Source organism: Paenibacillus sp. J31P316, assembly GCF_056269105.1.
In genome coordinates this window covers 338,424-365,383 of record NZ_JBWDNI010000002.1, presented here as the reverse complement: position 1 = coordinate 365,383, position 26,960 = coordinate 338,424, and the positions used below count along the sequence as shown (strand labels likewise).

Genomic DNA, 26,960 nt, shown 5'->3' with positions numbered 1-26,960 from the left:
TCAAGTCCACATGTGACAATAAAAGGGATTCGAACCGCCAATTGAATGGAAATGAGTGGTTAGCGTTGAAGTATGGGCGAAAGCTTGATACGGGACAATCGCATACCGCCCTTCGCAAAAAGGGACCGCGTGGAAGCTGATAGCTTCCGCTCGGTCCCTTTCTTATGGTAAAGCAAGAAAGGGGATTTTATTTTTGAAATCGTTGTTGCTACAACAAGAGAGGGGTGTTGACATGACGCCTATCCTACTGGACGGACGGAATCTGACGCCTGAAACCGTCATGGAAGTCGCTTTTGAACAAAGGGAGGTCGTGCTGAGCAGCGAAGCAGGCGAACGGGTCGCACGCTGCCGCGAGATGGTGGAGGAGCTGGCGGCCGCCGGAAAAGTCGTGTATGGGGTAAGCACGGGGTTCGGGAAATTCAGCGACGTGCAAATCTCGCCGCAAGATTCCGCGAAGCTGCAAATCAATTTAATCCGCAGCCATGCCTGCGCCGTCGGCCGCCCGCTGCCGGAGGAAACCGTGCGGGCGCTCATGCTGCTTCGCGCCAATGCGCTTGCCAAAGGCTATTCCGGCGTTCGGCCCGCAACGCTGCAGCTGCTGATCGACTGCGTCAATCGCGGCGTGCACCCGGTCGTTCCGGAGCAAGGCTCGCTCGGCGCCAGCGGCGATCTGGCGCCATTATCCCATCTCGCGCTCGTGCTGATGGGCGAAGGTGAAGCTACCTACTTGGGCGAGCGGCTTCCGGGCGAGGAAGCGCTGGCGCGGGCCGGACTCCGACCGATCGCCCTGCAGGCCAAAGAAGGGCTAGCGCTCATCAACGGAACCCAGATCATGACGTCGATCGGGACGTTGACTTTCATGCAATCTTATCGGCTGGTTCAGATTGCCGACGCGATCGCTTCGCTCACCTTGGAAAGCCTGCGCGGAATCCCCGAGGCATTCGCGGAGGAGGTGCACCTTGCGCGCCCGTATCCCGAACAGATCGGCGTGGCGAAGAATCTCCGCGCGCTGCTGAAGGGAAGCCGATTGACCACGGGGCAAGGAGAGATCCGGGTCCAGGATGCGTACTCGCTCCGCTGCCTGCCTCAGGTGCATGGCGCTACCCGGCAAGTGCTGGCGTACGTGCGGGATAAGCTTACGATCGAGATCAATTCCGCAACGGACAATCCGCTCTTGTTCCTAGAAGAAGGCAAGGTCGTCTCGTCCGGCAACTTCCACGGCCAGCCGATCGCGTTCGCGATGGATTTTCTAAAGATCGGCATGAGCGAGCTCGCGAATATTTCCGAACGACGCACAGAAAGGCTCGTGAATCCGGCGCTCTCCGGCGGGCTGCCTCCCTTCCTCAGCCACGCCCCGGGCCTCGCGTCAGGCCTGATGATTACGCAGTATGTCAGCGCCTCGCTCGTCTCCGAGAACAAAGTGCTCGCCCATCCCGCGAGCGTGGATTCGATCCCGTCGTCGGCCAATCAGGAAGACCATGTATCCATGGGAACGACGGCCGCGAGGCATGCGGTACAGGTCGTCGGCAACGTATCCAAAGTGCTGGCGATCGAGCTGATCTGCGCGGCCGAAGCTGCCGATTTCGTCGGTGCGGACGGTTTGGCGCCCGCGACTCGCGTACTCTACGATAAACTGCGCGCGCTCGTTCGGCCGGTCGCCCAGGACCGGTCCATGTCCGAAGATATCGAGCGCACGGCGGCCGCCTTGTTGTCCGGCGAGTGGCTGGATGCGGTGGAGGCCGTCGCCGGTTCGTTGTATTAACCAATCGCAAGCCATGGGAGGAATCCGCTATGACGATGAATAAGCCGGCCGATTCAAGACGCGACATCCGAGCCCCGCGCGGCACGGAATTGTCCTGCAAGGGCTGGGTGCAGGAAGCCGCGCTCCGCATGCTGATGAATAATCTTGACCCTGACGTCGCGGAGCGCCCCGAGGAGCTGGTCGTCTATGGCGGCATCGGCAAAGCCGCGCGCAGCTGGCCTGCTTATGACGCCATCGTGCGCGAGCTGCGGCGGCTTGCGAACGACGAGACGCTGCTCATTCAGTCCGGCAAGCCGGTCGGCGTCTTCCGGACGCATGAACGCGCGCCTCGCGTGCTGCTGTCCAACTCCGTGCTCGTGCCGAAATGGGCGACGTGGGAGCACTTCCGCGAGCTTGAGCGCAAAGGGCTGATGATGTACGGTCAGATGACCGCGGGCAGCTGGATCTATATCGGGACGCAGGGAATTCTGCAGGGCACGTACGAAACGTTCGCCGAAGCGGCCCGTCAACATGCGGGGGGGACGTTGAAAGGCACGCTGACTTTAACGGCCGGGCTTGGCGGCATGGGCGGCGCGCAGCCGCTTGCGATTACGATGAACGAAGGCGTCGTCATTGCCGTCGAAATCGATCGCAGCCGAATCGAACGTCGCATCCGGACGAGGTACTGCGACGTGCTGGCGGAAACGCTGGATGATGCGTTGGCGTTGGCCGATCAAGCGCTTGCCGAGCAACGGGCGCTCGCCATCGGTCTCGTAGGGAACGCGGCGGACGTGTACCCTGAATTCGTCCGCCGGGGCATCAGGCCGCATTTCGTAACCGATCAAACCTCCGCGCACGATCCGCTCGTCGGCTATATCCCTGCGGGCTTCACCTTGGACGAAGCGGCCGTTCTGAGGGCGCGCGATCCCGAACGCTACGCTCGGCTCGCCAAGGCAAGCATGGCGATTCACGTTCGGGCCATGCTCGACTTGCGGCAGGCGGGTTCCGTCGTTTTCGACTACGGCAACAACATTCGTCAAGTCGCGTTCGACGAAGGCGTTGCGGCCGCCTTCGATATCCCGGGCTTCGTGCCGGCCTATATCCGCCCATTGTTTTGCGAAGGCAAAGGACCGTTCCGATGGGTCGCGCTCTCCGGAGATCCGGAAGATATCCATAAGACGGATGAGCTCGTCCTTCGCCTGTTCCCGCAGAATGATCGTCTGCGCCGCTGGATCGAGATGGCGCAAGAGCGCGTCGCGTTCCAAGGGCTGCCGGCGCGCATCTGTTGGCTCGGTTACGGGGAACGGGAGAAGTTCGGTCTCGCGCTGAACGACATGGTTCGAAGCGGCGAGTTGAAGGCTCCGGTCGTGATCGGCCGCGACCACCTGGACTGCGGCTCCGTGGCTTCGCCGAACAGGGAAACGGAGGCGATGAAGGACGGCTCCGACGCGGTCGGCGATTGGGCGATTCTGAACGCGCTCATCAACACGTCGTCCGGTGCATCCTGGGTCTCCGTGCATCATGGAGGAGGCGTCGGCATGGGGTACTCCTTGCATGCCGGGATGGTCGTCGTGGCGGACGGTACCGAAGAAGCGGCGGAACGGCTTCGCTGCGTATTGACGTCCGACCCGGGCATGGGCGTAATCCGTCACGTGGATGCGGGTTATGACGAAGCGATCGAAACCGCGGAGAAACATGGCATCCGCATACCGATGCGCGAGGAATCGCAACAAACTGGAGGTGATTAGCCATCGAACGAATCGACCTGCTGTTGACCGGTATTGGCTGCTTGGTTACCCCGGTCGGGGACACGCCACGCTGCGGGAAGGAAATGAACGAGATCCGGGAAGTTCCGGACGCTGCGATCGCAATTCGGGACGGCCTGATTGCGCTTGTCGGTCCCGAAGCGGAAGTATTGGAAGCATTGAACGGAACGGAAATCGTGGAAACGCTTGACGCGCGCGGCTGCTTGGCCACGCCTGGCCTCGTCGATCCGCATACGCATCTCGTGCACGGCGGATCGCGCGAGCACGAGCTTGCGCTCAAACGCGCCGGCATGCCCTACTTGGAGATATTGGCTCGAGGCGGCGGCATTCTGAGCACCGTTCAAGCGACTCGCGCGGCGAGCGAACGGGAGCTGTACGAGAAAGCCAGCCGCAGCCTCGACATCATGCTGCTGCAAGGCGTCACGACGGTGGAAGCGAAGAGCGGCTACGGGCTCTCCTTGGAAGACGAACTGAAACAGCTGCGCGCGGCGAAGCGGTTAGACGATAGCCATCCGCTCGACGTGGCGTCAACGTTCATGGGCGCGCATGCGGTACCGCCCGAGTTCAAAGGGCGGACGAACGAGTACGCGGACCTCGTCTGCGGGATGCTTCCCATGATCGCGGAAGCAGGACTGGCCGAGTTTTGCGATGTTTTTTGCGAGCAGGGCGTCTTTACCGTGGAGCAATCCCGACGTATCTTGCTGGAGGGGCTGCGCTGCGGCCTGCTTCCCAAAATCCACGCCGACGAGATCGAATCGCTCGGCGGCGCCGAATTAGCAGGGGAGCTCGGAACGATATCCGCCGATCATCTGCTGGCTGCATCCGACGAAGGACTGCGCAAGCTGGCGTCGAGAGGCGTTATTCCGGTTCTGCTGCCCGGCACGTCGTTTAACCTGGGCCTGAACAAACACGCCCGCGCGCGGGACATGATCGATACGTTCAACCTGCCCGTCGCGCTGGCGACGGATTACAACCCCGGTTCATGTCCGAGCGAATCCATGCAGCTCGTGATCGTGCTGGCATCGCTGAACTTGAAGATGACGCCGGAAGAAATTCTCACGGCCTGCACGATCAACGCGGCTGGCGCGATCGGGCGAGGAAAGCGGATCGGTACGATCGAGGTCGGGAAACGCGCGGACATCGCGCTGTTCGATGCGCCGAATCTCGCTTATCTGCCGTACCATTTCGGCATCAACCATACGTACGGCGTAATCAAGAACGGGGAGGCTGCCGTATGGAACCGGCAAATCGTCAAGCCGCTGACAAGCTCCGGGGAGGCGATGCCATGAACCGGGAGATCCCCTATTTGAAATCGCCGGAACAGGCGGCCTATAAAGACCGATACGAGACGAAGGTCGCGCATTGGATTCGGCAATGGGACGGCGCGGAGCCGCTGCTTGCGGGAATCGTCGGCGTCCCGATATCGAAATCTTCGATTTCGATATCGAGCGCTTCGACAGCGCCGGCGGCGATACGCGCCGCGTTCAAATCCTTTACGACGTATTCCATGGAGTACGGAGTCGACCTGCAGGACATGGCCGTCCGCGATCTGGGCGACATCCGCATGCACGTGACGGACATCGCGGAATGCCATCGGCGAATCGAGGAGAGTCTGCGCGCGCTGTACGAGGTTCAGCCGGCGATCGTTCCAATCGTCATGGGCGGCGACCATTCCATCAGCTGCCCGTCGGTCCGAGCGTTCGCCGAGCGCTACCCCGGCCGAAAAATCGGAATCATCCACTTTGACGCGCACCATGACGTGCGCAATTTCGAAGACGGCGGGGTCACCAACGGGACGCCTTTTCGCGGTATTCTGGAGTCGGGTCTCGCAGAGGGCCGTCATATCGTGCAAATCGGCATCCGCGGGTTCATGAACGCGAAGCCTTATCACGATTATGTGGCGGCCAAAGGGGTCCGCGTTTTCACTTCGCGCGATGTAAGGCGCATGGGCATCGATTCCATTATCGATCAGGCGCTTGCGATTGCCGGCGACGGTACGGAAGCCATCTATGTCAGCTTCGACGTCGACGTGATCGATCAAGCCTTCGCTCCGGGATGTCCGGCCATCGGGACAGGGGGGATGAGTCCTTGGGATGCGCTCGACGCGCTCTACCGATTAGGCGCTTTGCCGCAGGTGGCGGCGATCGATTTCGTTTGTATCGATCCGTCCGTGGATGTTCGCAACGTAACCTCTCGCCTTGCGGTCCAATTCATGCTCACTTTTCTGGCGGGAATGGCAGGACGGCCGCGATGAATCAGACAGGTCGGCATGTTATATTTTTCCACGCATGGTTTACCTCCCTTTAAGCAATAGTGTAAGTCAGAAGGGAGAATACAGTATGAAAGGTAAGGGTATACAGCGATTGTGCCTGATCGGCACCGCCTTTTTTGCGTTGTTTTGCGATCCCGTGCGAGCATTGGCACTTCAATCGGAGGAACCTTCCGTGCAGCTGATCGTCAAAACTTCTCCAAATGCCGTCATGGCATCCCAGATGCTGCTCGATTCCAAAAAATGGGTCGATGCGGTTTCGAAAGGCGTCACGCAGCAAACTGCCTATGTTCCCATTTCCGATACCTATTTGTCCATCAACGATAAAACGTATAGCATCGATCCGTCTTATCAACTCTACGATACGGCGAATTCCACGGCGATCCAGCTTGGCGGAGTAATGAGACAACAGCTTGCTGCCCATGTATCCGCTATGAAGTCGAAGCATTACGGAAGATTGCTAACGTGGCCCGAGGCGAAAACGATCATTCCGATGAAATCGATTCTCTCCGTTGTCGATCTAGAGACCGGTCTGCGGTTCGAAGTCCAGCGGAGAGCGGGAAGCACGCATGCCGACGTGCAGCCGTTGACGAAGCGCGATACGGAAATCATGAAGCGGATCTATCAAGGGAAGTGGAGCTGGAGACGCAGGGCCGTCCTTGTCGTGAAGGACGGTCAAACCATCGCCGGTTCCATGAACGGCATGCCGCACGGCGGGGACGGTATCCCGGACAACGATTTTCAGGGACATTTTTGCATCCACTTTCTAGGCAGCAGCACGCACAAAACCGGGAGCGTCGACAGGGATCATCAGACCATGGTGCATAAAGCGGCCGGAAAGCTCCGGCAATATGCGCAGCAGGCTTCGCCTAACGACTTGGTGGAGCTGTTTTTCATCGCGATCAACCAGCGGGACTCCGAGATCATGACCGCGATTTTCCCGTATCGCAACCATGAGCAGCTGGTGCGACTGAAGGAGGAGGCGGCCGATGTCATAGCCATCCGCAGAGAGTCGCAATATGAGGGGACCGCATCTTCCGATCTGCTGACCGTCGATGTACCGGCCAAAGCGGTTATCTACCGCGACGGTTTCCGGAAGGCGGAGAAGTCGCTCGTCTTTCAACTGCGCAGAAGCTCCGTCATGCAGCCATGGACCATCGAAAACGTGGAGAACGCGTTATGAAGTGGCTCTTGGCGACGATAATGTTGGGACAACTTCAGCTGGGCGGCAGCGACGAGCAGCTATCCGTGAATCTTCGGGGGCGAAACCCCGTCGTGATCGAACGCGCCGATTACGCGTCGCCCGGCTTTACGATGGTGGATTTGGACAAATTCGACGCACTTATGAAAACCTTGGAACGGCAAAGTTATGAAGCCCCTCGAAATGCGGCCATTAGCGATCGAGGCGGAATCATACCCGAAGTGAGCGGGCACAAACTCAATCGGATGGAATTTACCGCGAAATTCTTTGCCTTCTTCTATGGCAGCGGCTCATCCGTCATCGATGCGCCGCTTGCCGCCGTCTATCCGCGGGTTGACCGCGAGCTGCTGGCGAACATTAAGGAGAAGCCGATCGGCCAGTACGTCACCTACTACAATAATCGCAACAAGAATCGCGCGCATAATATCAAGCTGGCGGCGCAAGCGATCAATAATACGGTCATTTTCCCCGGGGAGACGTTCTCATTCAATCTGGTTGTCGGCGAGCGTACGAGAGAAACCGGCTACCTGGAAGCACCGATCATCGTCAGAGGCGAATTATCGGAGGGAATCGGCGGCGGAATATGCCAAGTGTCTTCGACGTTGTTCAATGCGAGCGACCGCGCGGGGCTGCGTATCGTGAAGCGCTACTCGCACAGCCGGCACGTGCCGTACGTGAGGCCGGGGCGCGACGCGACCGTCAGCTGGAACGGTCCCGATTTCGTCTTCGAGAACGGCTACAATCAGCCGATCCTTATCCGAGCACAGGTAGCCCCAGGCAAATTATTCGTGGCGATCTATTCCTCCGACGTCATCGATTACAAGCCGCGCGTCGTGCCAGGCATGTCATTCGGGCAGCTTCCGGAAGAAATCTCCGCGACGGCCCAAGAAGATGCCAATTACCGATAGGAAATCGCCGTTGGCGTTGTTTCCAGCCGCGATTATATGCATTAGAAATCCCCGGCTTATGAGTAGCCGGGGTTTCTCTGCGTCTGAACGGCCTGAGAAATCAGGCTTTATCACGACACCGGTCCCGGTCCGCGTGCCAGCCGGCCCCCGTGTTTCCGCGCTTTCAAATTACCGGTATTCCTTATCGTCGATTTCACGTGGAGATCCACCTTCATGTTCGGCAAATAATCGGTTCGCCACCCGGACAGCTGCGAACGCGTCAGATCATCGCGGAAATACTGGCCGAGTCCGAAGATATCGGCACCGCTCTTCTGAACTTTCATGAACAGCTGCACGAAACCTTTCGAGACAAGCTCCTGTAGCTCCGATTTAATCAATTGCATCGAAGGACTTCCCTCGGTATCGATGACGGTGATTTTGAGATGCACCGTGCTTCTTAGACGAGGCCGGCCTTGCTCCATGCGGCTCCGATTTCCGACGCGGCTGCTGACGATCTGCACCGTGGCATGGCCCATGACTTCGATTTTTCCTTGGGTATTCACGCCGGTGAAGACGTTGTACAGCAGCGTTTCTTCATTGGTCATTCTTCCGACCATTTTGCCGTTCTTCATGATCGCCGAGCCCGTGCTCTTGATCACCGTCGAGTCCCCCGATTTGATGATGGGTATGACGACATCGTGGGTGTAGGAATGGATGCTTCTGAAGATCCGCCAAGTCGGCGTATAAGCGATATTGGGGCTCCAGCCGGCATTCTTCTGGAAATAGTCGTAGATTGCCGTTCCGTCATCCGTTGAACTGGCGTCGATATGGTTGAAGAACTTGTCGAGCGGTTCGTCGCAAATGACGAACGTCGTTTTGGGCGCGATGTACCTCGAACGAATGATGCTTGCAACGCCTTCGGCCAAGCCGTGCTTCGCAAACGCTTGATCGACAAGGATCACTTTAAGATGGAGCAAATCGACCTGGCTCTCCATGTTCATGCTGATATGGTCGATGACCTCGTTGATGGAATCCCCATGGTCGGAGATGATCTGGATTTCTTCTTTATCCTCGCTCACGCTTGGAATATCCAGATAGATCGTATAGCCGCCTTCTTTGTAAGCAATGCCCATGGCGATCGGCAGGGAGCGATGATTGATATCCCTGTTGTCCCAACAGCCGCCGAGCAAGAACAATAAGGCGACCGCGACCGTCCACTTCACCGTCGCTCTCATCCTGCATCCCTGCTCAGCTGCTTGAAATGACGCCGCCCCGTCAGGAGAAGGACGAACGGCGTGACGATCGCCACATACCCAAGAAGGATGGTTTCCCAATGGAGGAATGCCTCGGTCGCGTTCAAGGTGGGAATGAACAGGCATGCTGCGAACGTGAGAACGGAGAGCACCGGATGCAGGATCGACGTCTTCACGTCCTTGATGCTGTGCCGGAAAATATTGACCAGCAGCCAGAGAACCAAAGCGATGAAAAGCATGATGAAGGCGAGGGAGCTTAGAACCAGGAACATCGAGACCCGTTCGAACATCAGCCAATCGATCTCGATCGTATCGATCGTGAAGATAAAGGGGAACTCCAGCTGTTTGGCCGTTTCTTCGCCTAGCGTCAGAATCGGGATATAGACGGACAGCATGAACAACGGCAGGAGCATCAGGCTGGCGATATAGATGGATTTTGCTTTATACGGGACATAGGGCGGCACGAACCCCAGGAAGAGGAAGCAGTCCGAGAACGCGAACAAGCATTTGTAGAAGGAGGAATAGGTAAGAAACGAGAAGTCCTTCGGATCGTTCGGAAGCAGCGGCAGCGCGTAATGCGGATCGATGTTTTGGAGAGCGTACACAAGGACGAATATCGCCGGCAGGAGAAACACGAGGCTTAATAGCAGGCCGGTCTTCATCAGCCCCCGTACGCCGCCATGCATGACGATGAAGGTCGGAATCACGATCAGCAGGCACATGAGAATCCAGAGCGGCGTATTCGATAAGAAAATGATTGATATGATCTCCGAATAGGCCCTCACCGCCAGGACGGCGATCATGGCCAGATGCAGCATGACCGGGAGCAGAATCGCCCAAGCCAGCCACTTGCTCTGCTTCATCAGCGTCGTGACGATGTTCTGGTTGCCATAGAATCGTACGGCTTTCATGTACAAGGCCAGCAACGCGAATTGCAGCACGAACCCGGTAAGGATGGGCACCCAATGGGTTTCCGCGGTACTTGCGATGAGGTCGGTGGGATACATAAAGAAAATCAACCCCATATGCGTGATGATAAAAACAAGCGGAACTTGTAAATTTTTGTGCATGTCATTCACCTTTGGGCTTTCTTGATTGCAGATAAGGGACGTTAAGCGTCTGGAATCCGGCTATATACGAACAGATGATCACGAGTCCCGACATGAGACCCAGCACGCCGAAAGCGGCGGATAGAAACAAGAGCAGATACTTGAACAATCGAACCGACATCGAATTCTGGATGCCGACGACCGTTGAGCTTGAAATGGTGATGACGGCAAGCACGATAATGAGCAGGTTGCTGACCAGCTTCGCCGATACGGCGGCTTGCCCGAGCACGATGCCGCCGACCATCGTAACGGTCGGACCGACGCTGGAAGGGAGCCGGATGATGGCCTCCATCAACAGCTCCAGGACGAATAACAGCAGCAGCGTCTCCACGATTGCCGGATAGGGCACGTCCAGCCGGCTCTTGGCGATCGAGTGCGCCAGCTCGAACCGCAGCACGTCCGGGTTGACGGACACGAGCGCGACGTACAGACCCGGCGCGATAAGCGTGGTGAGAACGCCGACCAGGCGCAGTAAGCGCAGTAAGACCGAGAAGACGGGCGTCAGATTCCGGTCGTCTTCGGTCATGAATAAATCCGTGAATAAGCTCGGCAGGACGAGCGCGAACGGAATCCGTTCGATGAAGAGCACGGCTCTTCCGTTGCGTAACGCGCGCATTGCGGTTTGCGGCATTTCCGTCGTATGGTAATGGGTGATCAGATTGAAGGAAGACAGGCCGAGCACTTTCATGAGATCCTGCGCGTTGTTTACTTCCAGGTTCAGCTTCGATTCGATGGCCGCAATCAGCGTCCGCAGGAATGCGGGATCGATGCTGCCCTTCAGATAGGACACGGTCACGCGGTTCTGCAAGGTTTTCCCGAACGAGTAGGTTGCGAGCTCAAGACTGTCGGCATTCGTGTGCCTTCGGAGCAGCCCGATGTTCGTTTCCATATCCTCGTTGAAAGCGCTGTTCGAACCCATGATGCTATTCTCGGTCAGCGGCGCCGATATCGAACGGCTGAGCGTCTGCGGCACCGGAATCAGGCTGACGCAGGTAGCGGAGGTCTCATGGACGACGAGCAGCATGCCGATCTGAATTTCGGCGACGAACGCATGGGAAGGACGGGACGAGAAGTCGTCCCCGAGTCCGACGACTACCTCGCGCAGACCGTGTTCGGCCAAGTCTTCGACTTGGATGAGATCTCGGATCATCGAGATCGTCTGAGGGAAGTCGATCAACGACTTTAATCCCAGCACCGTAATATCGTCAGTTCCGAGGTGGATATGACGCGAAATGAAATCGTTGTCGTGCGCGTAATGACGCTGCAGCATGGCCACGATAGACAATAAATACACGCTCCGATTCTGATTCTTCCAGGATGGCTTCCGATATTATTCCAAAAAAGGATAAATGTATGCGGTGTATCGGCCGCTCCGCTTGCATGATCGTGCACAAGTCACCGCTGTTTCCCATCGGACGGAAAATCGCGCTGGTCGGTGCCAGCGGCGGAGGGAAATCGACCGGTCTGAACGACGTAAGTAAGGAGAAGCTTAAGGATGTCTGCAGCGCCATGCGCATTCACGATTTCATCGCCGCGCAGCTTTTAACACTTCATAGTACAAAATCAATAGGCTGTTTTGCATATGAATTTAAAGGAAAACAGACCTGTAAACCGTTAAATTCAATTTAAAATCCAGTGATTTTCTTTAAACTTACGTATCGAATTTTTCATGCTTTTTGAATGAAAATCTATTGGACCGTCGGGAAAAGGCAGTGCTAAGCTAAGCGATATCTTTTTCCTATTATTTCTATTGGAGATGTCAAGTCGGGGGATAGGAACGGAGAAGGAACTCGCCAGTATGAATAATTCGACCAAACAGGAGCGTGGTAGTGCATGGCCAAGAAAAAAGCGATCAAATTCGGTGCTCTCTTACAGGGCGTAGGCGCGCATATCGGTTTGTGGAGGCATCCGGACATCCGGACGGATGCAAGCGTCAGCTTGGAATTCTACAAACGACAAGTCCGAATTGCCGAAGCCGGTAAAATGGATCTGGTCTTCATCGCCGACGGGCTCTATATTACCGAGCAATCGATCCCGCATTTCCTGAACCGCTTCGAGCCGGTTACGATCCTATCCGCGCTGGCCGCAGCGACAAGCAGAATCGGACTCGTCGGCACGCTGTCAACCTCTTACAGCGAACCGTTCAACGTTGCCAGGCAGTTCGCATCCTTGGATCATATCAGCGGAGGCAGAGCCGGGTGGAATGTCGTGACGTCCCCGCTTGAAGGCTCGGCCCTCAACTTCGGCAAGGAACGGCATCCGACCCATCCCGAGCGTTATCGCATGGCGGAGGAGTATATCGAGGTAGCCAGGGGACTGTGGGATTCATGGGAAGACGACGCGTTTATCCGCAACAAGGAGACCGGGGTGTTTTTCGACAAGTCGAAGCTGCACGCGCTTCATCACCGAGGCGAATTTTTCTCCGTTCAGGGACCGCTCAATATCGCCCGCTCGAAGCAGGGCCAGCCTGTCATCTTCCAAGCAGGGTCGTCCGAGGCCGGCAGAAACCTGGCTGCCAAATCGGCGGATGCCGTCTTGACGGAGCACGAGAATATCGAGCAAGCCAAGGCTTTCTATAGCGATGTGAAAGCCCGTGCCAAGGCCTATGGCCGATCGGAAGACGACATTGCGATTTTGCCTGGTATTGGGCTGTTTGTCGGCCGGACTCAGGAAGAAGCAGAGCGCAAGTACGAGGAAATCGCGAATCTCGTTACGATCGAAGGCGCGATCGCCCATCTAGGCAGATTCTTCGAGCATCACGACTTCTCGCAGTACCCGCTGGATGAACCGTTTCCCGACCTTGGCAACCTGGGCGACAACAGCTACAAAAGCATCACCGACCGAATCAAGCGTATCGCCAAGGAGCAGCAGCTGACGCTTCGGCAGCTCGCGCTCCGTACGGTGACGCCCCCGGGCGAGTTCATCGGAACGCCGGAGCATATCGCCGATCTGATTCAACGCTGGCATGAGGAAGGCGCCGCCGATGGGTTTATCATTCAATCGGTTACGCCGAATGCGTTGGAAGAGTTCGTCGAGCTGGTCGTGCCCATTCTGCAAGAGAGAGGCGTCTACCGGACAGCGTACGAGGAGGACACGCTCCGCGGCAACCTCGGACTCCCGATACCGGCCAACCGTTACACGCGCAAGACGGCGGACGCTCATTCATGAGCCTAGCGGCGTTTTAAGGCTACCTGCATCCGGATAGGCAAAGAATCCGATTGACTACTGAATCGGCTTGAATAACGAAAAAGACGACCTTTACTCCATAACCGGAATAGGGGTCGTCTTCTCCTTGTTATACGCTGCTGCTCGCATGCTCCTGAGGCATCAAAATATGTGCCGCGTAATCGGGATCCTCCAAGAGCGGTCGACCGATCGCGATACTATCGGCCAAGCGGTCCTCGAGTATGCGGTTCGCGAGACTGCGGGTATATATTTTGCCGACCGCAATAACCGGAATATTGAAATGCTGTTTGATCGCGGCCGCATGAGGCAGCTGATAGGCGGTATAGACGTCGCTAGGTTGTATAGGGAGATTTCCGCCTGAAGAGACGTGGATCGCATCCAATTGAGACTCGAGCGGCTTTAACATGCGCGCCCACTCATCGGGAGTCAGGCCGCCTTCACTGTAATCGGTAGCAGAAATTCGAATGATGACCGGATATGCTTGACCGACTTCTTCTCGAATCGCGAAGAGAACTTCTTTCAAAAACCTCGCTCTGTTCTCGGAAGAACCGCCGTAGGCATCCTCCCGCTTATTGGATAGCGGCGATAAGAACTGATGGATCAGAAAACCGTGCGCCGCATGAATCTCGATTCCGTCGAATCCCGCTTCCATGCTCCGTCTAGCCGCTAGACGATATTCCTCGACGATGCTTTTAATGCCGGATACGGACAGCGGCTTCGGCGTGCCGAAATGATCGTCGTACGCAATCGCGCTCGGCGCGACCAATGAATCCGTAACTTCGGGCGAAGATTTTCGTCCGCCGTGCGACAGCTGGATAAAGACGGGCGTTCGGTGCGCGTGGACCGCGTCCGTGATTTTCCTTAAAGGCTCCATGTGCCGATCCGTGAAGATTCCGATATCGTTGCCCCATAGTCTGCCATTCGCAGCGACTGCGGTAGATTCCAGAATAATAAGCCCCACATGCTTGGCCCTTCGGCCGTAATGTTCGATGTGATGCTCAGTGGCAAACGCGTCGGGAGTACCCCTGTACTGCTGCAAGGGGGCCATGATGAGTCGGTTCTTTAATCGTAATGGACCAATCGAGATGGGGTCGTTCAAGGTCGGTGTCATAGCGTTGCTCTCCTTTGCGATCGAATAAGGACATTTTAGTATGGATCATGAAAAAATTACATGATATTGTAAAGGAGTAAGGCGTATTTTAAGTCATATCTATCGTTAAATTTAATAAAATACCTTTAATAGTGAGGTGCTTGCGTTCATGGACCAAATCGATTACAAAATATTAGGGTTGATGCACGAAAATGCTCGAATCCCCATCTCCGAGATGAGCAGAACGATCGCGATGTCGCAGCCGGCCGTAACGGAGAGGCTGAGGAAATTAGAGGAGCAAGGCGTGATCACAGGCTATCGCGCGCAGCTGTCTCCGCAGAAACTCGGCAACCATTGCACGGCATTCGTGATGTTCAGAACGAATAATTGCAAGGACTTCTCCGCGTTCTGCGAAGAGGCTCCCGAGGTCGTCGAACTGTACAGAATAAGCGGGGAATTCAACTTTCTGATGAAGGTCCTCACCGAAACAAGCGAAACCTTGACTCACTTTCTCGACGCGTGCAATGCCTTCGGTTTCTCGACGACTTTAATCGTGCTCTCGACGGCATTCGAGGATAAGAGTCTTGTCGCAAGCCATGTGAAGGGCTGAGATTTGCAGCCCTACGAAGGTTATGAGGATGTTAGGGTGGAATATCTATTATCAGAGCAGGAACTTTTCAAAGAATGATGCAGTGCGGCAAGCAGCATATCGACAAGGAGGCTGTTTCGATGGGCATCGGTGCAAAATGGATTTCGGCAGGAAATTTGGAAGCGCTTAAACAAGAGAGGGCTAAGGTTATACGAGGAGGTATCGCCGTATTCCATCATGAAGAGCGCGTCTACGCGGTGGACAACCGCTGCCCGCATTTGGGATTTCCGCTTCATATGGGCAGCTTGTGCGACGGGATATTGACGTGCCACTGGCATCATGCGCGATTTGACGTTTGCAGCGGCGGCACGCTCGATCCGTGGGCGGACGATGTTCCGTCGCATGAAGTGCGGGTCGACGACGGCGAAATATGGGTCAATCCGGTCTCCAGAAGCACGGGAGGCGCGAACAAATACAAGCTGAAATTAAAAGAAGGGCTCGAGCAAAATATCGGCATCGTCGTCGCGAAAGCGGTCGTCGGACTGATCGAAGCGGGCGTGCCGGAGCAGCAAGTCGCCCGCATCGGCATCGAATTCGGCACGACTTACGGAACGGGCTGGAATGCAGGGCTTACCATTCTGACCGCGATGGCGCGAAGCGTCGGCAAGCTGGACAAGAACGGTACGATACTCGCCTTGTACCAGGGACTGGTTCATGTCGCCCGAGGAAGCTCGGGCAGGGGAACCCGTCACTTGCTCTCGGCGCTGCCGTCGACGGACGTGCCGTTCGAACGGCTGACCGAATGGTACCGAAGCTGCATCGAGGTACGGGATACCCAAGGGGCCGAGAAAGTGCTCCTCACCGCCATATTGAAAGGCATCGATACAAGGCGGTTATCGGACATGATGCTTACCGCCGCGACGGATCACTTCTATCTCGACGGCGGACATGTATTCGACTTCCACAGCAAAGCTTTCGAGGCGCTGGAGTGGGCGGAGGGGGAGCAAAAGGAGCGAATTCTCACCTCGCTCGTGCCGATGATGGCGCGTCCGACCCGGAGCGAGGAGCTCCATCAGTGGCAGGCGCCGCTGAACCTCGTAGAGCCGATCAAGCAAGCGGTGCTTGCATTGGAGCTGCATGCGGCGGAACAGGCGAAGCTCGCCGGCGAGGCAGCGCGTTCGCGGCTGACTGCTGAACGGGAAGCGCAAGTGCTGGAGCAGCTGCTAAGCGATAAGCCGGATCAGACGATCTTGCTGCTTCGCGATCTGCTTCTCGCGGGAACGGCTCCGGCGCACTTGGCGCAGCTCGTTGCATGGGCCGCCGCTGAACGGATCGTTCGGTTCCATACGCAGAACGATTTCGGCGATTGGATTGCCGTGCTTCATACGTTCACGTATGCGCATGCGGTCCACGAAAGGCTGCTGCAGTCGGATGAACCGTTGCTGCAGCGAGCGATATTTCACGGTGCCGTCAGCGTCTATCTCGACCGTTTCCTGAACGTGCCGACGGCCGCGCGCCCGAAGCCTTCCGCTGCCCCGGCGCCGGTCAACCACCAGGAACTGCTCGATATGCTCGATCAGCGCCAGCAGGTTGGACCGGCCGCGCAATGGGTGACGGACTACGTGCACGGCGGAGGCGATTCGGGAGCGCTACTGAACACGCTTGGCCATGCGCTCTTGAGGGAGGATGCGGAATTCCATTCGTTCCAAATGTACGAGGCCGCAGTGGCCGAATACGACCATTGGCAAGCGGCGGCAGGCGCTTCCGCGGAGAAAGCCAAGGAAACGATGCTGCTCGCCTGTACCCGATATTTGGCGGCGCACGCGCCGACCGCGCGCGAGCTCCCGCATACGGCCAGAATCGCCTGGCGGCTGCATAAAGGCGAACGGTTATTTGAAGAAGAATAGCAGGTGACACGCCAGCCGAAGCGCAGGGACGCTTCGGCTGGTTTTTTTATGCGGATAACCTGCAAATAGCGAGCAGCAGGGAGATTGTAGTTTTTTCTCGAATTGGAGGAGATGCAGAAACGCGGAATCACGGAATTTATAAAAATGTGATAGATATGAGTTGCCATTGGCATCTGATCCGTTTGCGGGTAAGGAGGTTCCCGTTTCCGCAAGGCGGGCGGCCTGACGATCCGGAAGTTGCGGACCGTGCGATAGCGTTGCTTCGGGCGGCGAAGGAAACCGAGACGTTCGGCGTAGAGGTCCTGGAGCGGCTGCTGGATTTCATGAAGGCCTACTGGTCGGAAACATGGATTAATTAGATGCCGTTACCTGAAGTACGCGAGCGCTTGGACGCATTGAGCCTCCTATTATCCCAATGACCGCGTGCTACGCTCCGTGACGCTTTGGAGGAAAGCCTGCAATTCTTGCATGAACAGCTTGGCTGCTTGGCTTAAAAACTTGTCGGTACGATAGAGCATGCAGATGTCTTGGCTCGGCGTAGGATGGAGCAGCTTGACGGCAACGATATGCTCGCGGTCTAAGTAATCGAGCAGCAAACGCGGAAGAATAGCGGCTCCTATCCCTTGTTCGACTAACGACAGCAGCGTCGATAAGGTTGAGGTAACGATCGGAGCGTCGATCGCGATTCCTTTTTCTTGGCAGCACGCGTGAATGAGCTTTGTGATTTGATGCTCCGGCCCGAACATAACCATCTTCAATTGCTGTAATTGTTCGAAGGGGATTGCCTGCGACTTCGCAATGGGGTGATCCGAATGGATGGCTAAAGCAAATTCCTCGTGAAACAAGGGGATGATCGCAAGGCGCTCATCCGGCTTGGCAGGAACCGTGGTTACGCCGAGATCTCTTATCCCGCCGACAACCTCTTCATACACATTCATCGTTTCCGTAACGCTTATGGACAGCTTGGGGTACGTACGGTGGAAGTCTATCAATAAGGCGTCGAACAGCAGGTCCCCGTCGCCCGGAAGAATCCCGATGTCCAGCTTGCCGCCTTCCATTCGTTTGAGATCCGATATCGCCCCTTTGATATGATCGATGCGTTCGAAGATGAGTCGGCATTCGTCGAGAAGTATTTGTCCTGCGTCGGTTAACGTGATCCGTCTGCCGATCCGATTGAACAGCGGAACGCCGAGCTCGTTTTCCAAAAACTTGATCTGTTGGCTGAGATTCGACTGCGTCGTGCAGAGCCGTTCGGCCGCCCTGGAGAAATGCATCTCCTTGCAGATGGCGGAAAAGTATTCGAGCTGTCTGAGTTCCATTCCTTCACGTCCCTTTCGATGTACGAACTCCTTTCGATCATTATAACGACCAAAACCGGATTCCAACAATTGCTAATCTTTCATTAGTAAAACCGATCGATTGCATCGGAATCTCGCGATTGTTGCGCAACGGCGGTAAGAGCTACACTTTGGTTGTGAAAGGAACCATCCAACAATCGAACATGGGGAGGCGTTTCAAGAATGGTACAGCCAGTCATTAACACGGGTAAAGTGCTTCGTCAGATCGTTATCGGGCAGCTTCAAGGCATTTCGGAGTCGCAGCTGGATGTTCAACCGGAAGGCTTCAATAATACGATCCGCTGGAATATTGGACATATGGCGTACTGGATGGATAAGTACGCTGCGCTGAGCTTCGGTTCCCCGCATGCGATTCCGGCTCTCTACGAGGCACTGTTCAACTCCGGAACGAAACCCTCGGATTGGACTACCAATCCACCATCGAAAGAGGAGCTGATCGAGAGGTTAGCAGAGCAATTGTCCCGCCTATCGGAACTGACGCCCGAAATGCTCGAACAGCGACTTCAGTCTCCGTTTGAAATGGGACCGTTCCAATTTGTCACGGCCGGAGAGCTGTTTAATTTCGCTCTTCTTCATGAAGCCATCCACTTGGGTGTCGTCATGAGCCAGTTCAAATTAGTTCAATAGAAGCGGTAGACGCAGCGTGGCAACCAATCTTGGTATTCGTTTTGTAGGACAATTGTAAAGAGAATGCAATCCAATCTTTAACTCGTCTTTAGGGAGCTGGGCTATACTAGAACTCGACCCCCCTTTTGTATATATACTTTAGACCCGCGGCCCGATGCTGCGGGTCTCTTTTTTTCGCTGCTCCATATCGTGCAACGACCGATGATCTTCGATATCGGCAGCCTATATGATCCATATGGGCAGGATATTTCAATCAAGGGGTTGAAATTAGTAATGACGTTAGCCAGGATAACGATCTTTGCTGCAGGTACGGCGAGAATTATTCGATGACGCGGGAAGTCGGTCGGTCTTGGGAAAGCCTTTATACAACTTTTATGAAACATTGGCGTAAACCGCTGCGTACAATTCATTACTATCGTCACTGGAGGTTTCAATATGGGATTAATGGATTGGTTGAGAGAAGGCATTACGGGACAGAAGATTTGTCCGATCGAGCATTTGGAAGCCTACAAACGATTGGGCGAGCAAGTGTATTCCCTCCACGTGGAATTCGCCGGCAGCAATTCACCGCGCGCGCTGGCGTTCGTGCAGGCGGCTCGCAGCTTGCAGACGATGGCCGATGCGCTCATCGGCGACGCTTTCGACGGGGAAGGCGAACCGAAGCCGGTGCCGATCGTGACGCATGACCAAGCGGATGTCTGGTACGGCGCACTGCCGGATATTATGGTCGCCGCCAGGCAGGAGGCAGCGTTCGCTAATTCCGCCCGCATGGCGCTGCCGGTTACGCTCGGCAAGCAGATCGAAGGGCCGCAGCCTTGTCCGGAGGCGCATTTGGCCGGTCTTCGCCGGGCGGCCGGGGACATGGAAGAGCTGTTGAAGCTCGACGTCGATATTGCGCGCGGCGAAGGAGAACGGTTCAAGGAAGCGATACTGTTGTACGAGGAAGCGAGGACGCGCAGGCAGGCAGGCGATGCCATCGTCGGCACGATCTCGAACGGCCGCCGCGTATCGGCGGAGAGCCACGAAGAAGCGGAAGAGCAATATTGGATCGCGTTGTCGAACTTCATCTTGATCGCGCAGGGGCTGAAAGCGCCGGAGCTGTTGAAAGCCGCCGGGGGAAGCGCGAACCGCGCGGGAGCCGCGTTCAAGCGGTGCAAGCTGGATTCCCGCGACATTTGGAAAGTGACATCGGAGCTCGCGATTCGCGACATCAACCTATCGGGCGAACGCGCACAGGCGATCGAGGATTTGAACGAGCATTGGGAGCTCTTCAACGAGACGCCGGTCGAACGCGAATACGAGACGACGGTGGAGGAGCTGCTGGCGCATGGCATGATCAAAGAAGATTCCTATTGGTACTGCTGTCCGTTCCCTTCGGTGTATCGGGTCTTGTCGCCCTACGTCAACGTGCTGGGCAATCAAATTCCGCGCAGCCACGTCTTCGTCTTCGAGTATGGCGACGACGGCGAGCCGGGCAGATTCATTACGCAAGCGTCGTTCCGAGCGGCGGATTCACGGAAATATTGCGAAGATTAAGACAGCGGGAGCGATCGTATGGGTTTGATGGGCCGGATTAAAGGATTGTTCGGATCCGCCGAGCCGTCCGGCAGCCGCGACGAAGCGTCGTTCGAAGCCTACCTGGAGGCGGCGGGCGAGAAACTGCGCGAGTTCGCCGTCGCGATCAGCAAGCTGGAATCCGAGCTGCTGAGCGCAAAGGACCGCATGCGCGGATTGGAGCGCCAAGCAGCCGGCTTCCGCGCGTCAGCCGAAGAGGCTGCCGCGCGAAGCGATTCCGACGGCGCGCGGATGTGGCTCGAACGGGAGTTCGCAACGAAGAAGAGGATGGAATCGTCGCAGGCCTCGGCACGTGTCATGGAAGAGGGTCTGCTTCAGACGAAAGAGCGCTACGCCGCGTTTAAGCAAGCGGTAGACGAGGCTGGCGGCAAACATGACAAGTTGATGCTCAGGAAGCTGACCGCGTCCTCCGAACGGGAAGCAAGGCAAGCCGTGTCGTCAAGCCGTCGCGATGCCGAGCTTGAGCGATTGACGCAGGAGTCGCTGACCGCCGAGGCGTTGACGGAGCTGCGGCAGGGCAAGTCGGATGACCTCGACGCAGAAATAGCGAAGCTGCTGCGCGAACGGAAGACCGAACAATAGCAGAGTGAGTCGTTTCATGGCGTTCATGAATATGCGCTCGAATGAAATCAACCGAGAGCAGTCCCGCCGGGTGGCCCGGATGGGGCTGTTTTTCCGTTGAAGCTCAACCGTTCGGAAGTCCCGAACGCACCAGAATAGAAAGGAGGCCCATTGCATGCGCGTGCTTTATGAAGCGGTGGCCGAGGAAGGCCGCGACGGATTCGTCGTGGGCGACGTGAACGAGATCTACGGCGAGAAAGGGAATTTTCGAGTGCTGCAATTTTCGGATGCGGCCGTGCAGGGAGCGCTCGATTTGGACGACCCGCAACGAATCGTGTTCGAATATCCGCGGGCAATCGTTCATCTGCTGACGCACAATCATCCGCGATTAGAGCGCGTGTTTCAAATCGGACACGGGATCGGAACGATTGCCCGGCATTGCCCGGGAGCGCGGTTCAAGACGGCAGAACTCGACGCAAGGATCGTCCGGGCGAGCGAACGCTATTTCGGATGCGCCGGGGAGACCGTCGCGATAGGCGACGGCCGCCGTATATTGGAGGAAGAGGAAGCGGAGACGTACGACAGCATAGTCGTGGACGCCTTCACCGACAGCGGCGTGCCCCGGCATTTGACGACGAACCGTTTCTTCATGACGGCAGCGGAGAAGCTCGACGCCAGCGGGACGATCGTGCTGAACGTGACGGGCAAAGGGCCCGATGACTGGCTGATCGGCGCCCTCTACGCGACGATGCGGGAAACGTTCTCGCACGTGTCGGCTTTCATGCTTCCCGCGAGCAGGGCGTCCGAAGTGCGGAACGTGCTGCTTGCGGGGCGGAATCGCCGAATCGAATGCCGGGCGCGGGAGATGGCTGGCTTCGTTTTGTTCGAGCCCGCTCTGGGCCATATCATTATGGAGAACGGCTGACGGTTTATCGCATGACGGAACCTCTGGGCAAGCGTTACGGTTGATTAAGCAATTGCCAATAGCCGGCACAAGCCATTAGCAGGCCTGTGCCGGTTTTGTTATGCGCGGATAGTAATTGCCGTCCGCATGCTTGTAAGCTAAAATGCTCTTAGATCGTACAAGGGCGGTGGTCTTGCTTTGGGTGACAGAAACAAGAATAAGGAGCACAACGTATACGCCTCGCTGGAAGGCCTGGTATTTAAGCTTCGGGATATCTCGCATACGAAGCACATGAATGAATGGGAACTTAAGCTTCAATTTATCGAGAAACATATGATGCTCGTCATGGCCAGCGGTATAGGCCGTCTTCATATAGATGGACATTTCATGGAGCTTCGGCAAGGCGGCGTGTATGTGCTAAAACCGGGCCAACTTATAGAAGCCGCCGTTCATTCGCTGGATGAACGCGGATTTTACGAGTTGGGCTTCGATGTTTTCAGCGACGATCCTGCGACTTCGCTTGCGATACAGAAGGTGAGACGGAACAGTCCGTTTCCGGTGCAAGGGGAGGTTATCGTTGCCTCGCCGGTATCGGTGCACGTTGCATGCCGGACGATTGACCAATACATGAAGAGCGAAGAACCTTTGGAACGCTTCCGGAGCCAAATTCTGTTCCACGAATTGATAGAAACCATTCTGGAGGAGGCGCTTCTCGTCCAAGAAAACGGCTTGGAAGCAGCGTTGGATTATGCAAAAGGCTATATCGAGCAGCACTATCAGCAGGAACTGACGATTGAGCAGTTGGCCAATTTGGTAGGCATCAGTTCGCGTCATTTCATGCGATTGTTCAAGAAGAGGTATGGCAGCGGCGCGATTGATTATTTGACGTTCTACCGGATCAAACAGGCGCAGCAGCTCATTCGGACAGGCGGACAAGATCGGCTCCGGGATATCGCGCGGCATGTCGGCTATCAGGACGATATTTATTTCCGGCGTAAATTCAAACAGGTCTCGGGTATCCCGCCAGCGGCATTTATGAAGAACAGCAGAAAGAAGATCGTCGCGTATCATAACGCGAATATCGGGCAGCTGATTGCCCTGCAAATCACGCCTTGCGCCGCGCCGGCCGATCATCCATGGACCGACTATTATAGAAGAAAATACGAGACGGATGCCGTAATACCGCTCAGCTCGATCGAACGGGCAAAGAAAGGTGAAATTGCTCTCGCCGCCCCTGATTTCATCATCGGGATCGACATCCACGCCTCAGTCGAGGAGCAGAACGAGTTGAAGGCAATCGCACCGTCGTATTTCGTGCCCTGGATGGAAGTGGACTGGCGCATGCATTTGCGATTAATCGCGGAGTTTCTTGATCGGTCTGCCGCCGCCGAGGTTTGGCTGAATAATTATGATCGTAAAGCTCGCTTCGTCAGAGAAGAAGTCCAGGATGCGCTGAGAGACGATCGTCTCCTCATCCTGAGAATTACGGGAGAGGGCTGCACCGTGTTGGCAAGCCGAAGTCTAGCCACGGTATTTTACGATGATCTGAAGCTGTTGCCCGCGAACGGCGTCGATCGCATGAAACCGGACCAGAAAGTGCATCCGGCGGAGCTGGAGGGATTCGCGGCCGACCGAATCCTGCTTGTCGTGGACGAGGATCCACTATCCCAACTTACGTGGCAAACGCTAGCCGATTCCGGGGACTGGAACAGGCTGGAAGCGGTCCGGAAAAATCGGGTAGCGTTCATTCCCTCCTATCCTTGGGTGGAATACACGGCGTTTACGCACGAGCTCATGCTTGACGAAGCACTCAAGCTTTGGCGGAATCGTGCATAAGTTTATGTCGCTATCATCAATATTCCGAAATTGAAAATTCATTTATACTCCTAGTAGATGATAATGATAATCAATTTTAATTAGTGAGCGTCATTTTCAAATTAGCTATTTCAGGGGGAGCACCGGAGAAATGAAGCAAAACGTACGTTGGGTCAGAGGGTTAGTTATCGTATTCCTTATCATGGTAAGTACGGCTTGCGGGTCGGCTAATACATCGTCGAATAAGCCCGATACGGCAGCCGAGAATACTGGTAACGCCAGCAACGATAATAAGAGCACGACTAACAATGCTAGTGGCGAGAGTGCGAATAGTACCGCGACCGCAGAAGAAACCAATCAACAACGCGTGATAAAGACCTTGAAAGGGGATGTCAGCATCCCGGCCGATCCCAAGAAGATCATTGGCCTATCCGTTGTGTATCCGGAGTTTCTGTACGCGCTTGGCGTAACGCCGCTTGCCGTTCAAAACTATCACCAGGAGTTTCCTTCTTACGTGAAGGAGCCCTTTAAAGATACGATCAAAATGGGCATTGCAAGAACACCGGATTTTGAAGCGATCTTAGCTGCCAAGCCCGATTTGATTATTGCGCCCACTTGGTGGTCCGATAAGGATTACGGGCAGCTATCCAAAATCGCGCCTACCGTTCTTCTGCCGGAGCGGGATAATTGGCGCGACGAATTACGGGATATCGGCGATGTTCTCGGTAAAAAAGGGCAGGCCGAAACGGTCATTCAGAATTTGAAAGCCAAGGAAGAGGAAGCCGAGAAGAAGCTTGATGCATTAGTCGGCGACGAGACCGTCCTCTATATGGAGATCATGGATAAGGAAATCTTCATTTACGGCGAAAACAGCGATCGCGGCAAATTTATTCACAAAGAGCTGGGTTTGAGCGCGATCAAAAATTTCCCGCAAAACGAAGTCAGCCTTGCGATCTCCTTGGAGAAAATTCCTGAATACAACGCGGATCATATCATTTTGCAAATGAGCGACGAGTCTAACCAAGTCATTCAAGATCGGTATAAGGAAATGCTCGATAGCTCTTTATGGAAGCATATGACGGCGGTAAAGAAAAACCAGGTTTATCTCATGGGAGGCGAAGAATGGTTCAACCTTGGCATGTCTCCGCTGGCCGATAGCAACGCCGTTGACGAAGTCGTCCAAGCATTCGGAGAAAAACAATAATAAAAGGAGGGCATGCAGTGAGTACGAATGACTTGGGACAACTCGAGGAGAAGTTCTATCTGACCTCGAGGGAGGCGGAGAAAACCGTGCTCATCATGCCCGCGGCAGATTTATTAAACGAAGAAAAGCTGCTGCATCTATTGAATGCATACAGTCCGCTAATCCAAGCAGAAGAACGGCCTGAAGTCGCAGCGATCTTCATCAGTTGGTATGCGGGCGTGTGCGGTGCGGTGCAGCATATGTTGTTTCACTGGAGCGACGCTGTCTTGGATGTATCCTTCTCTAATTTGACTCTTCATTTAGTTGCCGGAGCATCCTATCCTGAGTTTTCATTTCGAATCAACGATAACCTATTCCGAGAAATTCCTGAACAGGGCCGCAATGCTTGGTTCAAGAGAGAGCTGGATTCCTTCTACAGGGAACAAGCAGCGCCTTTGATCCAACTGCTGTCGCGTCTGGCTGGAATGAAGCCATTTGAACTATGGGGACAAATCGTGGATGCCGCTTATGATCAATTGGAGGAGGAACTCGGCGAAGTTACGGACGAGGAACGAAGGCTGGCCATTATCTATCACTATCAGACACGTCTAACCGATATCGAGGCCGGTGCGTTCGGACTTCCGAAGAATCCATTTGCAACGAAACGCAGATATATTGAAGATCCTGCGGATCCTGACAAAAAAACGTCATTGAAGACGTCTTGCTGTCTTGCTTATTGCCTTCCGAATCGCCGGAATATGGCATTCAACTATTGTTATACATGCCCGCGTCTGAAAGAGAAAGATCGTGCGTTAATGAAAGCGGCCGGTCAGTACTGAAAACGGAGTTCGACAGCGGAGGAGCTTGCCAACCGGCAGCTCCTTTTTTATTTGATGAAGTAACGGGCAGTTATGTTTCCGATACGCTAACGGGCTAGCTCCTGCTACTTTTCTGTTGACGGCTCCTATATGAAGTAGTATTATTTTACCAATTTAACTTCATGCGGGGAGGATGCGGATGCCTAATATTGAGGCCATCGTACTGGACTTGGACGGCACTTTGCTCGGCAGTGATAAATCGATATCGCCAAGGAATTATGAGGCCGTCAAACGTTGTTTTGATGCGGGCATTCCCATTATTGTTGCTACGGCGCGGCCGCCGCGAGCGGCGAATACATTTGTGGAGAAGTTCCCTTTCGTAGACTACATGGTTTATTACAATGGCGCTTTAGTGACATGCAAATCCAAGCCATATGAGCGGCACATAAGTATCCCGATGGAGATCAGCCAACAGATTTACGCATTCATCGCGCTGCGAGCGCCTCAATCGTTCATTTCTTACGAGGTGAATGATTCATGTTATACGTGCAGGCCGGTTCCGGACTCCCAGTGCGCTCAATTGGGCATCCGCCCGAACGACCCGAAACCGCAGGTTGTTGATGAAGCGAATATGCGTACCCTTTCCCCGACCAAAATATTGGTTCTCGGTTGCGGCGCATGGACGGACATAAGCGAGGAATTCGGCGACCAGGTGAACGTAATCGCAACCGATGAAGGCGTATTGGTCCAAATTATGCCTAGATCGGCCTCGAAGGAACAAGCCGTAGAATGGGTGTTAGGCGATATCGGAGTGAGAGCTGAACATGCAATGGTATTCGGGGATGATTTTAATGATTTGGGCTTGTTCCGGATGTGCGGATTTCCGGTCGCCATGGAGAACGCAATCATCGAACTGAAGCATTGCGCGGCCCACGTAACCGATTCTAACGATAATGATGGCGTTGCTGTTGCCATTGAGAGATTTGTCCTGCAGTCACGCGCACCGGCATCAAATCGGTCGTAAACGCCTCGGAGAACGCTTCAACTACAAAAGGAAATGCCTCAACATAGAGGCATTTCCTTTTTTTTGTTAATAATCAGCCATTATGCGGCTGTCATTC

The 26,960-nt window shown here is 55.3% G+C and carries 24 protein-coding genes; 19 read left to right on the top strand and 5 right to left on the bottom strand.

Features of this window, described 5'->3' with window-relative positions; genetic code table 11:
- Positions 1 to 232: 232 nt before the first annotated feature.
- The 6 genes from hutH to AC0YNU_RS07005 all read left to right on the top strand — a co-directional run bounded on the left by hutH (position 233) and on the right by AC0YNU_RS07005 (position 7,885).
- Positions 233 to 1,762 (top strand): histidine ammonia-lyase, encoded by a 1,530-nt coding sequence (gene hutH, locus AC0YNU_RS07030; protein WP_475754643.1) that lies wholly within the window; start codon positions 233 to 235, stop codon positions 1,760 to 1,762.
- A gap of 35 nt (positions 1,763 to 1,797) precedes the next feature.
- The gene (gene hutU, locus AC0YNU_RS07025; RefSeq protein WP_475756205.1) at positions 1,798 to 3,489 is read left to right on the top strand and encodes a urocanate hydratase; all 1,692 of its coding nucleotides are present in this window, start codon (positions 1,798 to 1,800) and stop codon (positions 3,487 to 3,489) included.
- A 2-nt stretch (positions 3,490 to 3,491) separates the two neighbouring features.
- Complete coding sequence (hutI, locus tag AC0YNU_RS07020; protein ID WP_475756203.1) at positions 3,492 to 4,796, top strand: imidazolonepropionase; 1,305 nt, start codon at positions 3,492 to 3,494, stop codon at positions 4,794 to 4,796.
- Positions 4,742 to 5,761 carry a formimidoylglutamase gene (gene hutG / locus AC0YNU_RS07015; protein ID WP_475754641.1) on the top strand — a complete coding sequence of 340 codons (1,020 nt, stop codon included), beginning with the start codon at positions 4,742 to 4,744 and terminating at the stop codon, positions 5,759 to 5,761. The genes hutI and hutG overlap by 55 nt, the downstream gene beginning before the upstream one ends.
- Positions 5,762 to 5,846: 85 nt before the next feature.
- Positions 5,847 to 6,959 carry a hypothetical protein gene (locus AC0YNU_RS07010; RefSeq protein WP_475754638.1) on the top strand — a complete coding sequence of 371 codons (1,113 nt, stop codon included), beginning with the start codon at positions 5,847 to 5,849 and terminating at the stop codon, positions 6,957 to 6,959.
- Complete coding sequence (locus AC0YNU_RS07005; RefSeq protein ID WP_475754636.1) at positions 6,956 to 7,885, top strand: VanW family protein; 930 nt, start codon at positions 6,956 to 6,958, stop codon at positions 7,883 to 7,885. Before AC0YNU_RS07010 ends, AC0YNU_RS07005 begins: the two co-directional genes overlap by 4 nt.
- Positions 7,886 to 7,995: 110 nt before the next feature.
- Here the strand turns inward: AC0YNU_RS07005 and AC0YNU_RS07000 are convergent, their stop codons facing one another.
- Genes AC0YNU_RS07000 through AC0YNU_RS06990 form a run of 3 tightly spaced genes read right to left on the bottom strand, consistent with a single transcriptional unit; the run spans position 7,996 to position 11,502 of the window.
- Positions 7,996 to 9,099, bottom strand: coding sequence for a Ger(x)C family spore germination protein (locus AC0YNU_RS07000; protein WP_475754634.1), 1,104 nt, complete (start codon positions 9,097 to 9,099; stop codon positions 7,996 to 7,998).
- Positions 9,096 to 10,187 carry a GerAB/ArcD/ProY family transporter gene (locus AC0YNU_RS06995; protein WP_475754632.1) on the bottom strand — a complete coding sequence of 364 codons (1,092 nt, stop codon included), beginning with the start codon at positions 10,185 to 10,187 and terminating at the stop codon, positions 9,096 to 9,098. Before AC0YNU_RS06995 ends, AC0YNU_RS07000 begins: the two co-directional genes overlap by 4 nt.
- A gap of 1 nt (position 10,188) precedes the next feature.
- Positions 10,189 to 11,502, bottom strand: coding sequence for a spore germination protein (locus AC0YNU_RS06990; protein ID WP_475756201.1), 1,314 nt, complete (start codon positions 11,500 to 11,502; stop codon positions 10,189 to 10,191).
- Positions 11,503 to 11,606: 104 nt separating this feature from the next.
- On the opposite strand from AC0YNU_RS06990, the gene AC0YNU_RS06985 reads away from it, so the two are divergent.
- Both AC0YNU_RS06985 and AC0YNU_RS06980 read left to right on the top strand, forming a co-directional pair.
- Entirely contained in the window at positions 11,607 to 11,855 is a 249-nt protein-coding gene (locus AC0YNU_RS06985; protein ID WP_475754630.1) for a hypothetical protein, read from the top strand.
- Between the two features lie 204 nt (positions 11,856 to 12,059).
- Entirely contained in the window at positions 12,060 to 13,394 is a 1,335-nt protein-coding gene (locus tag AC0YNU_RS06980; RefSeq protein ID WP_475754628.1) for an LLM class flavin-dependent oxidoreductase, read from the top strand.
- 127 nt (positions 13,395 to 13,521) lie between these two features.
- Here AC0YNU_RS06980 and AC0YNU_RS06975 read toward each other — a convergent pair whose 3' ends face one another.
- Positions 13,522 to 14,523 (bottom strand): oxidoreductase, encoded by a 1,002-nt coding sequence (locus AC0YNU_RS06975; RefSeq protein WP_475754626.1) that lies wholly within the window; start codon positions 14,521 to 14,523, stop codon positions 13,522 to 13,524.
- 148 nt (positions 14,524 to 14,671) lie between these two features.
- Between AC0YNU_RS06975 and AC0YNU_RS06970 the strand changes: the two genes are divergently transcribed.
- The 3 genes from AC0YNU_RS06970 to AC0YNU_RS06960 all read left to right on the top strand — a co-directional run bounded on the left by AC0YNU_RS06970 (position 14,672) and on the right by AC0YNU_RS06960 (position 17,357).
- Entirely contained in the window at positions 14,672 to 15,112 is a 441-nt protein-coding gene (locus AC0YNU_RS06970) for an Lrp/AsnC family transcriptional regulator (protein ID WP_475754624.1), read from the top strand.
- Positions 15,113 to 15,231: 119 nt separating this feature from the next.
- On the top strand, positions 15,232 to 16,998 hold the full coding sequence (locus AC0YNU_RS06965; protein ID WP_475754622.1) for a Rieske (2Fe-2S) protein: 1,767 nt from the start codon (positions 15,232 to 15,234) through the stop codon (positions 16,996 to 16,998).
- A 155-nt stretch (positions 16,999 to 17,153) separates the two neighbouring features.
- Positions 17,154 to 17,357 carry a hypothetical protein gene (locus AC0YNU_RS06960; protein ID WP_475754620.1) on the top strand — a complete coding sequence of 68 codons (204 nt, stop codon included), beginning with the start codon at positions 17,154 to 17,156 and terminating at the stop codon, positions 17,355 to 17,357.
- A 48-nt stretch (positions 17,358 to 17,405) separates the two neighbouring features.
- Here AC0YNU_RS06960 and AC0YNU_RS06955 read toward each other — a convergent pair whose 3' ends face one another.
- Positions 17,406 to 18,317, bottom strand: a complete 912-nt coding sequence (locus AC0YNU_RS06955) for a LysR family transcriptional regulator (protein WP_475754618.1) — start codon at positions 18,315 to 18,317, stop codon at positions 17,406 to 17,408.
- 201 nt (positions 18,318 to 18,518) lie between these two features.
- Between AC0YNU_RS06955 and AC0YNU_RS06950 the strand changes: the two genes are divergently transcribed.
- The 8 genes from AC0YNU_RS06950 (at position 18,519) to AC0YNU_RS06915 (ending at position 26,863) form a co-directional block, all read left to right on the top strand.
- The gene (locus AC0YNU_RS06950; RefSeq protein WP_475754616.1) at positions 18,519 to 18,983 is read left to right on the top strand and encodes a DinB family protein; all 465 of its coding nucleotides are present in this window, start codon (positions 18,519 to 18,521) and stop codon (positions 18,981 to 18,983) included.
- Positions 18,984 to 19,418: 435 nt separating this feature from the next.
- Complete coding sequence (locus tag AC0YNU_RS06945) at positions 19,419 to 20,519, top strand: hypothetical protein (RefSeq protein ID WP_475754614.1); 1,101 nt, start codon at positions 19,419 to 19,421, stop codon at positions 20,517 to 20,519.
- A gap of 18 nt (positions 20,520 to 20,537) precedes the next feature.
- On the top strand, positions 20,538 to 21,140 hold the full coding sequence (locus tag AC0YNU_RS06940) for a hypothetical protein (protein ID WP_475754612.1): 603 nt from the start codon (positions 20,538 to 20,540) through the stop codon (positions 21,138 to 21,140).
- Between the two features lie 154 nt (positions 21,141 to 21,294).
- A complete protein-coding gene (locus tag AC0YNU_RS06935; RefSeq protein WP_475754610.1) occupies positions 21,295 to 22,044 on the top strand; it encodes a spermidine synthase in 750 nt (249 codons plus the stop codon).
- Positions 22,045 to 22,221: 177 nt separating this feature from the next.
- Positions 22,222 to 23,859: an AraC family transcriptional regulator gene (locus AC0YNU_RS06930; protein WP_475754608.1), complete on the top strand. Its 1,638-nt coding sequence runs from the start codon at positions 22,222 to 22,224 to the stop codon at positions 23,857 to 23,859.
- A gap of 130 nt (positions 23,860 to 23,989) precedes the next feature.
- Positions 23,990 to 25,042, top strand: coding sequence for an iron-siderophore ABC transporter substrate-binding protein (locus AC0YNU_RS06925; RefSeq protein WP_475754606.1), 1,053 nt, complete (start codon positions 23,990 to 23,992; stop codon positions 25,040 to 25,042).
- Positions 25,043 to 25,128: 86 nt separating this feature from the next.
- Positions 25,129 to 25,860, top strand: coding sequence for a hypothetical protein (locus AC0YNU_RS06920; RefSeq protein WP_475754604.1), 732 nt, complete (start codon positions 25,129 to 25,131; stop codon positions 25,858 to 25,860).
- A gap of 178 nt (positions 25,861 to 26,038) precedes the next feature.
- Positions 26,039 to 26,863: a Cof-type HAD-IIB family hydrolase gene (locus tag AC0YNU_RS06915; RefSeq protein WP_475754601.1), complete on the top strand. Its 825-nt coding sequence runs from the start codon at positions 26,039 to 26,041 to the stop codon at positions 26,861 to 26,863.
- Positions 26,864 to 26,960: the final 97 nt, after the last annotated feature.